This is a genomic window from Nonomuraea sp. NPDC003201 (genome assembly GCF_053590415.1).
In genome coordinates, this window is the sequence record NZ_JBSFTC010000005.1 from 1 (window position 1) to 14,724 (window position 14,724).

Genomic DNA, 14,724 nt, shown 5'->3' on the forward strand with positions numbered 1-14,724 from the left:
ACGACGCCCGGGCCCGGACGGTCACCGCGCTGTCCGCGCCCCTCGCCACGGACGCCTGACCCCACCCCGATGACGCTCGCCGGGGCCGCGGGACCCCGGCGAGCCCCCGCACACCGGAACCCCGCGCATCGAGACCTCAACGCGCCGGGACCTCAGTGCTCCGGGACCCCCGCTCCGGGACCCCCGCGCCGGGACCCCCGCGCGGCGGGACCTTGGTGCGGCGGAGGCCGGGGGTCAGAGGCCGGCGACGCCGGTGATGCGGTGGAGGGCGAAGCGGTGGACGGCGGCCCGGGTCTCGTCGTAGGCGGTCAGGTAGCCGCCCTCCATCCGAGCCGGCTCCAGGATGCGCGAGGTCGCGTTCCCCTGCGAGTCGAGGTACCCGATCCACACGCGTACCCCCTGCTTGATCGCCTCCTGCAGGGCCGAGATCGTGGCCGTCGCGGGCCCGCGCGGCACCTGCCCGCCCGGCGCGTCCACGGGCTCGCGCCGCGCCAGGTGCGCCGCGTCACCGGCCCGCAGCGCGCGCACGGCCGCCGTCGCCACCTCCGGGTCCAGGCCGTTGGGCGACGCCACGGCGCGGACCGGTGCCAGCCCCTCGGTACGGCGGCTGTCGAGCTGCGAGATGATCACGTCGCCGTCGAGCGACTCGGCGACGGGCGCGTACCCCATCGCACGCAGCGAGTCGACCAGCGCCGCCCTGGACGAGCGGGAGGCGATCACGGTGGGGGCCAGCCTGCGCAGCCGCAGCGCGGTGGAGCGCCGGTCGGCGGTGATCTGGTCGAGCAGCGCCGGGTCGTCGCACCGGATGTACGCGCTGGCCGTGCCCACCCGGATGCGCCCGTGGCGCCTGGCCACGTCGGTCACCAGGTACGACAGCGCCTGCGGCACCGGCGTGGCCGAGTGGCGGGTCAACATCGACACCAGCTCCTCGCCCCCGTGCCCCGCGTCGAGCGCCCGCCTGATCGAGCTCTCGCTGAACCGGTAGACGGTGGCCCCGCCCTTCGACTCCACGTCGGCGGTGAGCGTCATCCAGCGGTTGAGCTCGCTCGTCAGCGGCCCCGGCGCGACGGCGGTGAGGTCGGCCTGGAGCAGCACGTGATCGACGGGCTCCGGCAGCAGCGGCGCGAGCACCTCGGCGGGCTCGCCGCCTTCGAGCAGCGCCCGCCCGTGCGCCGACAGCGCGCCCAGTCCCGTCACGCCGACCTGCTCGGCCTCCCGCAGCGCGAACTCGGTGAGCTGCTCGCGCAGCGGCCCCCGGCGGCGCGGCTGCTCCCAGGCCAGGCGTTCGAGGACCGAGTCACGCGAAGGCGCGAGGCCGGGCGCGGCGGCGAGCACGCCCAGCGTGGCCGCCCTGACCCCGGGCGCGGAGGAGCGGCGCAGGTCGGTGTGCAGGGCGTTGAGCGGCCTGTCCCGATCGTCCCGGTCACCCACCAGGCCGGGTACACGGTCCATGTGCAGCCAGGTGAGCGCGAGGGTGACCCACCGGTCGGCGGTCGCCCTGACCCGCCAGAGGTCGTAGCCGGAGGTCGGCAGCCACTCGCCGTCCACGCCGCCGCCCGCCGCGATCAGCCCGGCCGCGTGCGCCACCTCGATGACCAGCGCCGCCGCCCACTCGGGCAGGTCCAGCTCGCTCGTCGCGCGCTTGAGGTCGCGCACGCCCAGGCCGCCGGTACGCAGCACGCCGGGCGGCTCGACGCTCCACCGCTCGCACAGCTCCTCGACCGACCTGACGAACGCGAACGCCTGTCCGGCCGCCGTACGGTCGGCCAGCTTCCGGTCGCGCGCCGTCCCTTCGAGCGGCGGCGGGAGGGCCAGCAGGCCGCGGTGCACCCGGCCGCCACGCAGGTAGAGGCCGACCTCGCGGGGGAGGGTCACGCTCTCCTCGCCGGTGGCCGCCAGCAGCCCTCTGGCCAGCAGCTCCTCGATGGGCGAACGGGCGGAGGCCACGCTCACCTCCCGCCTGGCGTTGGGCACGCGCCCGGTCGGCGGCCCCCAGGCGAGCTGGTCGAGCGCGCCCCTGGCCTCGGGCGAGACGGACCCGACCAGGGCGGCGGGCTCCGCCAGCGCGGCCGCCAGCCGTTCCTTGCCCGAGCCCTCGGTGCCCGGCGCGACCTCGTCGGCCATCTCGTCGAGCTGCTCGGGCGCGTGATGCCGGAACGCGTCGACCGCCTTCGGCCCGAGCCCGGCCGGGTCCTCGAGCACCTTGCGCACGCCGGGCCCCAGGTCGAGCGCGTCGTCGGGCCCGTAGACCAGCGCCAGCTCGAACAGCCGGTCCAGCGCGGCCGACAGCGCGGGCTCGGCGTCGCGCGCCCCGCTCTCCGCGTCATCGTCCGCCAGGGCCGCGGCCACGAGCTCGCGCAGCCGCTCCTTGGGCATCGGCCCGTCCCGTACGGCCAGCGTCTCGACGACGGCCAGCGTGAAACGGTCGAGCCGGTCGAGCACCCTGGCGATCGCCGACGGGCTGCCCGCCCGCGACGCCAGGCCTTCCAGATGCGCGGGCACCGGAGTGATCAGCTCGGGCCGCGCGGAGACGAGCGCCCGTAGCTGTTCGTCGGTGCGCCCCCTGATCCACTCCGTGAACTCCATCGTTGCCATGGTATGTCCCACCTGATTGGGGCAGCATTGCTTGACGTGATAGAGCGCGCGGACCAGCTCGTCCTGAACTACGTCTCCAAGGCGGCCGATGCCGCCCACGGCGTGCTCAGGGCCGACCAGCGGCTCGACTTCGCCAAGCGATTGCGCGCCAGGATCGAGGAGGAGCGGCGCGGCAGCCAGAACGCGCGCGAGGTGTCGAAGGTGCTGGCCAGGTTCGGCGACCCGGTGGCGCTGGTGGAGCGCGAGGCGCGCCGGCTCGCCGAGGCGGGCGTCCCCACCATGCGCACTGCCATGCGCACCACCATGCGCACCACCATCGGCTCCGCCGAGGAAGGTCGGCCGTCCGGGGACGAGAGCTCCACGCGGCGCTTCCCCACGATCGTGGACGACGCCGACGCGCCCCCTGGCGTCCAGACGTACCGGACGATCGCCAGGGAGAGCCTCGACAGGGGCCGGGGCCTGCCGTTCGCCGGGCTGCGCAGGATGGCCATGTCCAGCGCGAACCCCATGACGACCGGCGGCAGGGACGCCAGGACCCTGGTCAAGGAGCATCCGCGCGACGCCGGCGCGATGGTCGTCCTCGTGGTGGCCGCGCTGCTGCTGCCGTTCGACCTGCCGCCGCTGGCGATCTTCGAGATCCCCGTGCTGGTGTGGGCGGCCGGGGCGGTGCTCGTGCTGTTCAGCGAGAGCTGGAGCCTGCGCGACAAGCTGCTCGGGACCGGGGCGCCGCTGCTCGGCTACTCGGCGGGCGGCGTGCTCGTCGGTGGCCTGCGGGTGGGGAGCGAGCCGGGGTTACAGGCGTTCTTCGCGCAGTTCTACAGCGTCAGCGGCACCATGTTCATGATCGGTACGGGGCTGGGCGTGGTGTGGCTGGCCTACCGGCTGCTCGACGTCAGCTGACCGGCGCGGGGCTGGGCAGCAGGCCGACCGCCAGGCGTACCCACCCGGCGACGAACTGGTCCTTGTCCGCGTAGCCCGGCAGCTCGCCCACGGTCTCCTGGAACAGCCGGTAGTGCACCACCGAGCCGCCCAGCACCACGGAGATGCCGGCCCAGTCGACCTCGATGTCCTTGTACTCGGGCTGCGCCCTGAACCAGGTGACGATCGCGTCGAACATGGGCTGCAGCAGCCCTTCCCTGACCACGGCGACCAGCTCGGGGAACTGGCTCAGGTCGCGGAAGAACACCCGCGTCAGCTCGGACTCCTCGCGGACCTTGGCCAGCCCGGCGCGGCACAGGTGGGACAGGCGATCTTCCAGCGCCGCCGACGCCTCCATGCTGCTCAGCTCGGCCAGGCTCTCCGCCACCTGGCTCCTGGTGCGGGCGGCGTGCTCGTTGATCGCCGCGGCGAGCACTTCGTACTTGGACTTGAAGTGCCGGTAGAGCCCGCCGGCTCCGGGCGAGAGCCCTGAGGCGGCCTCGATCTCCGCCACGGAGGTGGCGGAGTAGCCCCGCTCCGCGAACAGCCGCAGGGCCTCATCGATGATCCGCGCACGGGTCGATCTGGTCATATCTATCCTGTTACCTCCGCCTTGAGAGTAGTCGCAGTGTGTGGCGGGGACCGCACTTACGGAGCGGCGCGCCGGATCAGGCCCGCCAGCGCCGAGCCGATGATCAGCCAGACGATCGCGGCCAGGCCGTAGTTGACCAGCGCGGTCCAGCGCGGGTCGGCGAGCTGGAACAGGTTGGCCAGGCCCAGCGACAGCCAGGCTGCGAGCGACTCGACGAACTGGTACCAGACGTTGGCCGGGTTGGCCTTGAACACCGTGAAGACCGCGTACAGGATCACGACCAGCGCCGCCATCCGCGAGGCGACCTTGACCAGATAGGCCAGGGCCGACACGGTCCGGCTCCAGACCGTCACGGTCGGGCCGCCGGGCCGGGCGGGTCTGTGCGGGCGCGGCGGGGCGGAGGAGGCGACGAGCCGGTCTCCGGCGTGCGGCGGTTGGGGGGCGTTGGTCACGGCCGGTCCTCTCCGATAAGTAATTCCTTTCTTCCCATTCCCACGGTCCCACAACAAGAGGCCGTTACGGGTCGTTGGACGGCGTTTGGCATCCTGCACATGTGACGACTTCCGTTGGATTCGACCTTGACATGACATTGGCGGACACGCGAGAGGGCATCGCGGCCGTTTACGACGAGCTGTCCGTGCGTTTGGGCGTGCCCATTGACTCGGCCGCGGTGGTGACCCGGCTGGGGCCGCCGCTGGAGGTGGAGCTGGCCAACTGGCTGCCCGCCGAGGAGGTCGCCGCGGCCGCCGACCTTTATAGGGAGATATATCCGCAAATAGGGGTGCCGGTGCACACGGCCATGGCAGGCGCGTACGACGCCATCGAGGCCGTACGCGCAGGCGGCGGCCGGGTGATCGTGGTGACCGGCAAGAACCTGCGGGACGCCATCGGCACGGTCAAGGTGCTCGGTCTCGCCGTGGACGAAGTGGTCGGTTCCGTTTTCGGAGCCGCGAAGGGATCGGCACTCGCGCGGTTCGGCGCGGCGGCTTATGTTGGTGACCATGTCGCGGACATCGAGGCGGCGCGCGCGGGCGGCACCGTGAGCGTGGCGGTCGCGACCGGTCCATACACGGCAGGAGAGCTGCGTGAACACGGAGCCGATGTGGCGCTGGCCAACCTGACCGAATTCGCCACCTGGTTCGCAGGTTGGCGCAAGCATGATGAACTCCGGTAATTGCCCGGGATTTACCCGGTCGCCCTGGCGCGCTCCGGGGCATAACCTACATCCATCCATCTTTTCGACTGTTTGAACGAGGTCCTCCTGTGCCGAGTGGCAAGGTCAAGTGGTACGACGCCGACAAGGGTTTCGGCTTCCTCACCCGCGACGACGGCGGTGAGGTCTTCGTGCATTCCTCCGCGCTTCCCACAGGTGCGGCCCCGCTCAAGCCCGGCCAGAAGGTCGAGTTCGGCGTGGCCGAAGGGCGCCGCGGCCAGCAGGCGCTCTCGGTGCGGATTCTCGAGCAGCCGCCGACGCTGGCCAAGCCCAAGCCCAAGGCCAAGCGGAAGAAGCCGGATGAGATGGTCGTCATCGTCGAGGACCTGATCAAGCTGCTCGACGACGTCTCGACGTCCTACCAGCGGGGCAAGCACCCGGACGCGGCCCACGCCAAGAAAATCGCGCAGGTGCTCAGGGCCGTCGCCGACGACCTCGACGCCTGAGACCTCCGGCGTCAGGTGTTCGGATTGGTGAGGGGTTTGGTCGGGTCGAGCGTGTCGGTCAGCTGGAGCTCCTGACCGCCCGCCTCGGCCCGCTGCCTGCGCAGCTTGTCGTCGGTCGCCCGCACGCGCCGCCGCCTGGCGATCAGCAGCCAGCCGAGCGTGGCCGTCAGCGCGACGGCCAGCGTGACCAGCCCGGCCACGCTGCTCTCCGCCAGCGACAGCACCAGCCCGACCAGGCCGCCGAACACCCAGGCGAGCTGGAGCATCGCCTCGACCACGCCGAACGTGGACGAGCGCACCTCCTCGCCGATCTCCCGCTGCACGATCGCGTCGAGCGCGAGCTTGCCCAGCTCCTGCGCGAAGGCCGTGACCAGCGAGATGGCCAGCGCGGTCCACAGGCCGAAGAAGATCGCGGTCGCGATGCTGGTCACGACGGTCACGGCCAGCGTGACCAGCACGATCAGCTGCGGCGAGTGATTACGCGTCCAGTTGGCCACGGCGGCGCCGGCCAGGCCCCCCAGCCCGGCCGCGGCCGCCAGCAGCGCGATCGTCTTGGGGATGTCGAAGAACGGATCCTGCAACTGCCCGGCCGCGAGCCAGGGCACCGCCTTGTCCTGCACCAGGAACAGCAGGAAGAACAGCAGGAACCCGGAGAAGACGCGCAGCGCCACGTTGGCCCAGACGGCCTCGGCCACCGCGGGGCCCACCTTGAGCAGGGTGCGCCAGCGCGGCGCGGCTCCCTCCTCCTCCAGGTCGGGCGAGTCGATGTGGCGCGGCAGCCGTACGGCGGCGACTCCCAGCAGCAGGAACGCCACCATCGCGACGCGCAGCACCAGCGCGCTGCCCAGCCAGGCGGTCAGCCCGGCGCCGAGCGGCACCGCGACCCCCGCGGAAACTAACGTGAACAGCGCCACCCGCGCGTTAGCCGACACCAGCGTGATGTCCGCGGGCAGCACGCTCGGCATGATCGCGGCCCGCGACACGTTGTACGCCTTCGACAGCACCAGCACGCCCAGCGCCCCGATGAACAGCGTGGGCAGGTCGCCGGGGCCCACCGCGGCCGCCATCGCGAAGCAGAGCAGCCCCCGCCCGAACAGCGTGCCCGCCATCACGTAGCGCCGCCCCGACCGGAACCGGTCGAGGATCGGCCCCACGAACGGCGCCAGCAGCCCGAACGGCAGCATCGTGATGACCAGGTAGAGGGCCACCGAGCCGCGGGCCTCGCCCACGGGCACGCCGAAGAACACCGTGCTCGCCAGTGCCACCGTGACCAGCGCGTCACTCGCGCTGTTGCCCGCCGACAGCTCGATCAGGCGGCCGAGCCCGGTGCGGCCGGCGCCGTTGGCGTACGTGAGGCGCCGGGTGGCCTTGCCGACTTTTCGCGCGCCTTTTGCCGTGGCTTTGCCCGCCCTGGCCGTGCCGCCGGCCGTGGCCCTGCCCGCGCGCACGGTGGCGCGTCCCGCGTCGGCGGCCCCGCGTGCCACCCGCCGCGAGATGTCGCGTGCCCGGCCCCAGCCTCCCTCCACGCATACCAGTCTTACCTGATTCGTCCGCGATCTCGGTGCGGGATCCCCCGTTGTGGGACTCTCAGGTCCGCCCATGGGTGAGAATGAAGTGTGAGCGAACAGCACCTTTCGGCGGAGGGCCCCCGATGAGCCGCACCAGGGCCCGCGTCTCCGCTCCTGACCAGGCCTGTGTCGCCGCGGTCGATCTGGCGCGCAGCGCGGCCGAGGAGCTCGCGCGGCCGGGCGAGCCCGGCGAGCACCTCGGGTTCGAGGGCGAGGGCGACCGGATCGTCACCCATTACTTCGCCTGCCTCGACCGGGCATACCGCGGCTGGCGCTGGGCCGTCACCGTCACGCGTGCCTCGCGGGCCAAGAAGGTCACGGTCAGCGAGGCCGTCCTGCTGCCCGGCGCGGGCGCGCTGCTCGCGCCCGAGTGGCTGCCGTGGAGCGAGCGACTGCGCCCCGGCGACCTCGGGGTGGGCGACCTGCTGCCGACCTCTGAGGACGACGACAGGCTCACGCCGGGCTTCACCGAGACCGACGACGACGGCGACCAACAGGCGGTTTTCGAGTACGGCCTGGGCCGGGCACGTGTGCTCTCGGCCATCGGCAAGGACCTGGCGGCCAGACGCTGGCACTCGGGCGAGCACGGGCCGCACACGCCGATCGCACACGCCGCTCCCGCGCAATGCTCCACCTGCGGCTTCTACTGGCCGCTGGCGGGTGGCTTGCGGCAGACGTTCGGGGTCTGCGCCAATGAGTACGCTCCTGACGACGGCAAGGTCGTCGCCGCCGACCACGGCTGCGGCGCCCACTCCGAGGCCGCCGTCCTGCCGCCGACCGTCGAGCAGGCCACGCCTATCCTCGACGACCTGGGCTATGACCTGATGGAGGAGGAGGCGGGATCGGTCGACGAGTCGGCCTCCGAAGAACTCGGCCATTCCTGACAGAGCAGGCCGCTAACCTACGCGTGGCCGTTACCCCTCTACCAGGATCGTGATCGATGACCGACACCTATGGCACTGACCGGATGCGAGCCGCCGTCCTCTCCGCGTGGACGGCCTCGCCCGCGAGGTTCCGCGAAGACGCCAACGCCGAAGAGGACTTCGCGCTCGGCGGCTACCGGGACCGGCTGATCGTCGAGCTCGCCCAGAACGCCGCCGACGCGGCCTTGCGCGCGGGTGTGCCGGGGGTGCTGCGGCTGACGCTCAGGGGCGACGTGCTGACGGCCGCCAACACCGGCGCCCCGCTCGACGCGACCGGTGTCGAGGGCCTGTCGACGCTGCGCGTCTCCGGCAAACGCGACGAAGTGGGCGCGGCCGGGCGGTTCGGCGTCGGGTTCGCCGCGGTGGTCTCGGTCTGCGACGAGCCCGCCATCTGCTCGCGTGGCAGCGGCGCGGTCCGCTGGTCGCGTTCGGAGACCACGGCCGCGGTGGCGGAGATCCCCGCGCTCGCGGGCGAGCTGGCCGGCCGTTCGGGGCACGTTCCGCTGCTCAGGTTGCCGTTCGACGCGCCGCCGCTCGACGTGCCCGAGGGTTTCGACACCGTCGTACGCCTGCCGCTGCGCGACCCGGTCTGCGTGGACGCGGTCCGGGTCATGCTCGCCGAGACCAGCCCGGCGCTGCTGCTCGGCCTGCCGGCGCTGGAGGCCATCGAGATCGACCTCGACGGGTCGGTCCGCACCGTGGCCGCCGACGGCTGGCACGTGGTCTCGGAGTCGGGGGAGTTCACGGCCGAGGAGGTGAGCCGGCTCTTCACCGACCGGCCCACCGAGGAGCGCGCCCGCCCCTACTGGTCGCTGCGCTGGGCGGTGCCGCTCACCGGCACCGGCGAGCCCGGGCCGCTGCCCGCCGCGGTGCCGCCGGTGGTGCACGCGCCGACGCCCAGCGACGAGCCGCTCGACCTGCCCGCGCTGCTGATCGCGTCGTTCCCGATGGCCACCGACCGGCGCCACTTCGCCAAGGGGCCGCTGGCCGACTTCCTGGTCGAGCGGGTGGCCGACGCCTACGTCCGGCTGCTCCAGGAGCTGCCGCGCACGCCCAAGCTGCTCGACCTGGTGCCGTCGCTGATGGGCAAGGGCGAGCTGGACGCCAGGATCCGCCGGGCCGTGCTGGCCAGGCTGCCCTCGACGCCGCTGCTGCCGGCGCTGTCCGCGCCCGCGCCCGCCGTGCAGACCCCGTCCTTCGCCGACGCGGAGGTCTACGAGCCCGACGCGCAGTGGCAGGTCGAGCACCCCGCCCGTGAGCCCGGGGACGACGGATGGGTGGTCGCGGGCCAGGAGGCCGCTGTGGTGGCCGCCGGTTCTGCCGAGCTGCTCGCGGCGGTCGCGGCCTTCGTGCCGGGCCTGCTGCCCGCCGGATGGCCCGCCAGGCATCCGGCGATGGCCGCGCTGGGCGTGCGCAGGGTCGAGCTGGCCGACGTGATCGATCTGCTGTCGGGCGAGGCCGTGGAGGCGCGCGAGCCGTCGTGGTGGCGCTCGCTCTACGAGGTGCTGCCCGCCGACGATCCCGAGTCGCTGGGCGCCCTGCCGGTGCCGCTGACCGACGGCCGGCTGGTGCGCGGGCCGCGCGGCACGCTGATCCTCACCGACGGCGGGGCCGAGCTGGACCTCAGCCCGCTGGGGCTGCGCATCGTGCACCCCGAGGCGGCCCACCCCGCGCTGCTCAGGCTGGGCGCGGCCGAGGCCACGCCGCGCACGATCCTCGAAGACCCGCTGACCAAGGCCGCCGTCGCGCAGTCGCTCGACAACCCCGACCCGGAGCCGGTGGCGCGGGCCGTGCTGTCGCTGGTGGAGGCCTCGGCGCTGGCGCCCGGCGAGGCGCCGTGGCTGGCCGAGCTGGCCCTGCGCGGCACCGACGGCGAGCTCTACCCCGCAGGTGAGCTCATGCTGGCCGACGGGGCGCTGGCGGGGCTCCTGGAGCCCGGCACGCACCTCGGAGTGGCCGCCTCCGAGCTGGAGGAGGAGTACGGCGCGCGGGTGCTCGCCGCGGCCGGGGTGCTCGACGGGTTCGCGACCGTCCACGAGGCGGACGTGCTGCTCGACCAGGACGACTGCGACCACGACCTCGACGGCGAGGACGACTGGCTCGACCACGTGCTCGACCTGCTGCCCGAGCTGGGCGTGCCGCCGATGGTGCCGGAGTTCCTGGCGGTGCGCGACCTGGAGCTGGTGGCCGACTGGCCGGCCGCCCTCGCGCTGCTGAGCCGCCCGCCGCTGCGGGCCGCCCTCCACCCGCTGCGGGTGGCCGGCGTGGAGGTCCCGTCCTACACGGCGTGGTGGCTGGCCAACCACCCGGTGCTCGACGGGCGCAAGCCGCTGGAGCTGCGGCTGCCCGGCGCCGACCCGCTGCTCCAGGGCCTCTACGCGGACGCGCCCGCGGGGCTCGACGAGGCCGCGCTGTCGATGCTCGGGGTGCGCACGACGCTGTCCGAGCTGCTCGCCTCCCACGGAGGCCCCGAGGAGCTTCTTGACCTGATGGCCGACCCGGCCGTCGAGGTGGACCGGGCGCAGCTGCGGGCCCTGTGGGTCGCGCTGGCGGGCGTGGACCCGTCCCGGGTGGCCCCGCCGTCCAGAGTGCGCGCGGTCCTGGCAGGCTCCATCGTGGTGGCCGCCGCGGAGGACGTGGTGGTGGTGGAGGCGCCCGACCTGCTGCAGCTCGTGGTGGACCGGCCGCTGGTGCTGGCCCCGTACGACCTGGCGGAGTCCCTGTCCGAGCTGCTCGACCTGCCGCTGGCCGGGGAGCTGACCTCCGGGGAGGTCACCTCGCAGGGCCAGGTACGCCCGGTGCCCCCGGAGGTGCAGGCACTGCTGCCGACGGCGCCCACCAGCTACGTGGAGCACGAGAAGCTGCTGGTGGACGGGGCGGAGTGCACGTGGCGCTTCTTCGAGGGCATGGTCCACTGCACGGGCCTCGACGGGCTCGCCCGCGGCCTGGCCTGGGCGACCGGCCAGTGGAACGACCGGCTGGCGGTGGCCGCGCTGCTGCGTGACCCGGAGTCGGTGCCTCTCCTGCTCGCCGAGTCCGACCTGTCCTGACCTGTCCTGACCGCTCGGTGGGGAGGCGCCCCCGTGGTGCCTCCCCGGAGCGTCAGGCCGCGCAGGCGGTGGACCTGGCGGGCACCTTGCCCTCCAGCACGTACGCGTCCACCGTCCGCATGACGCACGCGTTGCCCGTCAGGTAGGCCCCGTGGCCCTCGCCCTCGTACGTGACCAGGACACCCGTCTTGAGCTGGTCCGTGAGCCGGGTGGCCCACTGGTAGGGCGTGGCCGGGTCGCCCTTGCCGCCGATGACCACGATGGGCCCGGAGCCGGTCGCGTCGATGCGCTTGGCCGCGTTGTCGCCCGGCACCGGCCAGTGGGCGCAGGGAGCGCCCGAGCCCTCCACCGACAGGACCGGGAAGATCTTCTCTACCCGGTCGTTGACCTTGGCGACGTCGGCGGCGGTGGGCCGCTCGGTGGTGTCGGCGCAGCTGATCGCCTGCAGGCTCGTCATCATCGTCGTGTACGTCCCGTCAGCCCTGCGCCCCGTGTACGCGTCCGCCAGCATGAGCAGTGCCGTGCCGTCGCCCTTGATCGCCGCCGCGGCGGCCTGCTCCAGCACCTGCCAGGACGCCTTGGCGTAGAGCGGGGTGATGACGCCGAGCTGGCCCAGCCCGTACGTGAGCTCCCGGTCCCCCACCTTGAGCGGCTTGTCCTTGAGCCCGTCGAGCAGGCCCACGACCGCCTTCTCGACGGCGGCGGGATCGGCGCCCAGCTCGCAGCTCTGCGCGACGCAGTCCTCGGCGAACGCCTGGAACGCGTGGTCGAAGCCCTCCGCCTGCGTCACCGCCCGCTGCTCCCACGTGACCGTGGGGTCGAAGGCGCTGTCCAGGACGAAGCGGCCGACGTTCTTGGGGAACTGGGTGGCGTACACGGCGCCGAGGTGCGTGCCGTACGAGAGGCCGAAATAGTTGAGCTGCTTGTCGCCGAGCGCGGTCCTGAGCAGGTCGAGGTCCTTGGCGGCGTTCACGGTGCCGACGTACGGCAGGAGCTTGCCCGAGTCCTGCCGGCACGCCGCCGCGAACTCCCCGGCCAGCCGGTCGCCGTCGGCCTCGGTCGTCGACGCGAGCAGCTTGGCGATCTGGCCGCCGCACCTGACGCCGGAGCTGCGGTCGACGCCGCGCGGGTCGAAGCTGACCAGGTCGTAGCGGGTGCCCAGGCTCCCGAACGCCCTGGCGGCCTGCGCCATCGTGTCCACGCCGGACGCGCCGGGGCCGCCGAAGTTGAAGACCAGCGAGCCGAGGCGGTCGCCGGTGGCCTTGACGCGGATGAGCGCGAGGCCGATCTTCTCACCGTCCGGTCTGGCGTGGTCGAGCGGGACCTGGAGCTTGCCGCACTCGACGCCGGGGGCGGGGGGCGCCGGATTGCCGTCCGGGCCCATGAGGTCGGTGCAGGTGCTCCACGCGACCGTACCCGGCTCCTGGGCGGGCCGGTCGGCCGTGCCGCAACCGGCGAGCACCACCGCGGTCAGGAGGACTGTCCCTATGGCCTTCTTCATGCTGACAAGCATGCTGAAGCCGGGATAAGCCGAGGTAGTGGGTGAAAACACCACATCCGGATGACTTCAGCGAAGCGCTGGAGATGACGAATGTCAGTTTCGCTGCCGCCGGCGTACGAACCACATGCCGAAGAGCCCGAAGCCGATCCCGGTCACGCAGGTCCAGATCCACCAGGTGTTCTCGGGGGCGGGACGGAAGATCAACAGGGCGATCAGCACGACGGCCCAGACCGCGGTGCCGACGGCGACGGCGGCCGTGTCGTTGGTCTTGATCGGCTCCGGATCGGGATGCCACTGCTTCACGTTGTCCAGCCTAGCTTGCAATAGGGTCTCGATCTCATTACCGACTCTTTCCGCAGCTCATCCTGCCTGTCACTGTTCGCGTCGTGAGCGACACTCGTAACGCTATCGACCGTTTCTTCCAAATCTCCCAACGAGGCTCGACCGTCTCCCGCGAGGTGCGGGGCGGCCTGGCCACGTTCTTCACCATGGCCTACATCGTGGTGCTGAACCCCATCATCATTGCCAACGGCACAGACGTGCAGAAGCAGGTCATCGGCGACGGCACGACGCCCAACGTGGCACTCGTCGCCGCCGGGACGGCCTTCGTGGCGGGCATCCTGACGATCCTCATGGGCGTCGTCGGCCGGGTGCCGTTCGCGATGGCGGCGGGCCTGGGCCTGAACGCCTTCGTCACCTTCAACATCGCCTCGGTGATGACCTGGGAAGAGGCCATGGGCCTGGTCTTCCTCGAAGGCGTCATCATCGCGATCCTGGTGCTGACCGGGCTTCGGACGGCGGTCTTCCACGCCATCCCGGCCCAGCTCAAGACCGCCATCAGCGTGGGCATCGGCCTGTTCATCGCGTTGATCGGCTTCGTGGACGCCGGCTTCGTGCGGCGCGTGCCCGCCGGGCCGCCCCTGGAGATGGGCATCGGGGGCAACCTGACCTCGTGGCCGATCTTCGTGTTCGTGATCGGCCTGCTCGTCACGGCCGTGATGGTGGCGCGCAAGGTCAAGGGCGCCATCCTGATCGGCATCGTCGGCACCACCGTGCTGGCCATCGTCGTGGAGCTGATCACCAAGTCCGGCCAGTTCTCGGCCAAGAACCCCGGCGGCTGGCAGCTGAACGTCCCGACGGTCCCCGACCAGATCTTCGGCTTCCACAACCCGCTCACGCTGTTCACGGAGTTCGACCCGTTCGGCGCGTTCAGCAGGATCTCCGTGCTGCTGGCCGTGCTGTTCGTCTTCACCCTGCTCATCACGGACTTCTTCGACACCATGGGCACCATCGTGGGCGTCGGCCGCCAGGCGGGCCTGGTGCAGGAGGACGGGACGCTGCCGCGTACCAGGGAGATCCTGCTCGTCGACTCGATCGGCGCGGCGGCCGGCGGCGCCGGGTCCGTCTCCTCCAACACCACCTACATCGAGTCGGCCGCCGGAGTCGGCGAGGGCGCCCGCACCGGTCTGGCCAGCGTGGTCACCGGGTTGCTGTTCCTCGTGGCGATCTTCTTCGCGCCGCTCGTCACGGTCGTCCCGTACGAGGCCGCCGCGCCCGCGCTGATCGTGGTCGGCTTCCTGATGATGACCTCGATCCGCGACATCGACTGGGATGACTTCGAGATCGCGATCCCGGCGTTCCTCACTGTCGTGATCATGCCGTTCACGTACTCGATCTCCAACGGCATCGGCGCCGGCTTCATCAGCTACGTGCTGATCAAGGCCGTGCGGGGCAAGGCGCGCGAGATCCACCCGCTGCTGTGGGGGGTCACGATCCTGTTCGTCGTCTACTTCGCGATCGGGCCGATCCGGGTGCTCTTCGGCATCTGAGCACGTCCCTGAAGCCGCCCTGCGCGTGCGGGGCGGCTTCGAGGTACCAAGGAGGTACCAGATATTTGCTTTCGGAAATTTCTCGACAT

12 protein-coding genes are annotated in these 14,724 nt (G+C 72.1%); 6 read left to right on the forward strand and 6 right to left on the reverse strand.

Features of this window, described 5'->3' with window-relative positions; genetic code table 11:
• Positions 1-234: 234 nt before the first annotated feature.
• The gene (locus tag ACWDX9_RS03955) at positions 235-2,586 is read right to left on the reverse strand and encodes a helicase-associated domain-containing protein (RefSeq protein WP_449948737.1); all 2,352 of its coding nucleotides are present in this window, start codon (positions 2,584-2,586) and stop codon (positions 235-237) included.
• A gap of 45 nt (positions 2,587-2,631) precedes the next feature.
• On the opposite strand from ACWDX9_RS03955, the gene ACWDX9_RS03960 reads away from it, so the two are divergent.
• Complete coding sequence (locus tag ACWDX9_RS03960; protein WP_449948740.1) at positions 2,632-3,495, forward strand: hypothetical protein; 864 nt, start codon at positions 2,632-2,634, stop codon at positions 3,493-3,495.
• Here ACWDX9_RS03960 and ACWDX9_RS03965 read toward each other — a convergent pair.
• Both ACWDX9_RS03965 and ACWDX9_RS03970 read right to left on the reverse strand, forming a co-directional pair.
• Positions 3,488-4,105: a TetR/AcrR family transcriptional regulator gene (locus ACWDX9_RS03965; protein WP_449948742.1), complete on the reverse strand. Its 618-nt coding sequence runs from the start codon at positions 4,103-4,105 to the stop codon at positions 3,488-3,490. The two genes, ACWDX9_RS03960 and ACWDX9_RS03965, sit on opposite strands and share 8 nt — an antisense overlap.
• A gap of 56 nt (positions 4,106-4,161) precedes the next feature.
• Positions 4,162-4,557, reverse strand: coding sequence for a hypothetical protein (locus ACWDX9_RS03970; protein WP_449948744.1), 396 nt, complete (start codon positions 4,555-4,557; stop codon positions 4,162-4,164).
• 101 nt (positions 4,558-4,658) lie between these two features.
• Between ACWDX9_RS03970 and ACWDX9_RS03975 the strand changes: the two genes are divergently transcribed.
• Both ACWDX9_RS03975 and ACWDX9_RS03980 read left to right on the forward strand, forming a co-directional pair.
• Positions 4,659-5,279, forward strand: coding sequence for an HAD family hydrolase (locus ACWDX9_RS03975; RefSeq protein WP_449948747.1), 621 nt, complete (start codon positions 4,659-4,661; stop codon positions 5,277-5,279).
• An 89-nt stretch (positions 5,280-5,368) separates the two neighbouring features.
• A complete protein-coding gene (locus ACWDX9_RS03980) occupies positions 5,369-5,764 on the forward strand; it encodes a cold-shock protein (protein ID WP_397229517.1) in 396 nt (131 codons plus the stop codon).
• An 11-nt stretch (positions 5,765-5,775) separates the two neighbouring features.
• Here the strand turns inward: ACWDX9_RS03980 and ACWDX9_RS03985 are convergent, their stop codons facing one another.
• Positions 5,776-7,290: an MFS transporter gene (locus ACWDX9_RS03985; protein WP_449948750.1), complete on the reverse strand. Its 1,515-nt coding sequence runs from the start codon at positions 7,288-7,290 to the stop codon at positions 5,776-5,778.
• A gap of 125 nt (positions 7,291-7,415) precedes the next feature.
• Here ACWDX9_RS03985 and ACWDX9_RS03990 point away from each other — a divergent pair, with 125 nt between their 5' ends.
• Both ACWDX9_RS03990 and ACWDX9_RS03995 read left to right on the forward strand, forming a co-directional pair.
• A complete protein-coding gene (locus ACWDX9_RS03990; RefSeq protein ID WP_449948753.1) occupies positions 7,416-8,216 on the forward strand; it encodes a DUF3027 domain-containing protein in 801 nt (266 codons plus the stop codon).
• Between the two features lie 56 nt (positions 8,217-8,272).
• A complete protein-coding gene (locus ACWDX9_RS03995; RefSeq protein WP_449948755.1) occupies positions 8,273-11,305 on the forward strand; it encodes a sacsin N-terminal ATP-binding-like domain-containing protein in 3,033 nt (1,010 codons plus the stop codon).
• Between the two features lie 52 nt (positions 11,306-11,357).
• On the opposite strand, the gene ACWDX9_RS04000 is transcribed toward ACWDX9_RS03995, so the two are convergent.
• Positions 11,358-12,806 carry an alpha/beta hydrolase gene (locus ACWDX9_RS04000; RefSeq protein ID WP_449948757.1) on the reverse strand — a complete coding sequence of 483 codons (1,449 nt, stop codon included), beginning with the start codon at positions 12,804-12,806 and terminating at the stop codon, positions 11,358-11,360.
• 93 nt (positions 12,807-12,899) lie between these two features.
• Positions 12,900-13,109, reverse strand: coding sequence for a DUF2530 domain-containing protein (locus ACWDX9_RS04005; RefSeq protein WP_449948760.1), 210 nt, complete (start codon positions 13,107-13,109; stop codon positions 12,900-12,902).
• 83 nt (positions 13,110-13,192) lie between these two features.
• On the opposite strand from ACWDX9_RS04005, the gene ACWDX9_RS04010 reads away from it, so the two are divergent.
• Positions 13,193-14,635 (forward strand): NCS2 family permease, encoded by a 1,443-nt coding sequence (locus ACWDX9_RS04010; RefSeq protein WP_449948762.1) that lies wholly within the window; start codon positions 13,193-13,195, stop codon positions 14,633-14,635.
• Positions 14,636-14,724: the final 89 nt, after the last annotated feature.

What these genes read in the sequence shown, in the direction of transcription:
- ACWDX9_RS03955 (WP_449948737.1), bottom strand. Translation starts at nt 2,586, where the DNA reads ATGGAGTTCACGGAGTGGATCAGGGGGCGCACCGACGAACAGCTACGG.
- ACWDX9_RS03965 (WP_449948742.1), bottom strand. Translation starts at nt 4,105, where the DNA reads ATGACCAGATCGACCCGTGCGCGGATCATCGATGAGGCCCTGCGGCTG.
- ACWDX9_RS03990 (WP_449948753.1), top strand. Translation starts at nt 7,416, where the DNA reads ATGAGCCGCACCAGGGCCCGCGTCTCCGCTCCTGACCAGGCCTGTGTC.
- ACWDX9_RS03995 (WP_449948755.1), top strand. Translation starts at nt 8,273, where the DNA reads ATGACCGACACCTATGGCACTGACCGGATGCGAGCCGCCGTCCTCTCC.
- ACWDX9_RS04000 (WP_449948757.1), bottom strand. Translation starts at nt 12,806, where the DNA reads ATGAAGAAGGCCATAGGGACAGTCCTCCTGACCGCGGTGGTGCTCGCC.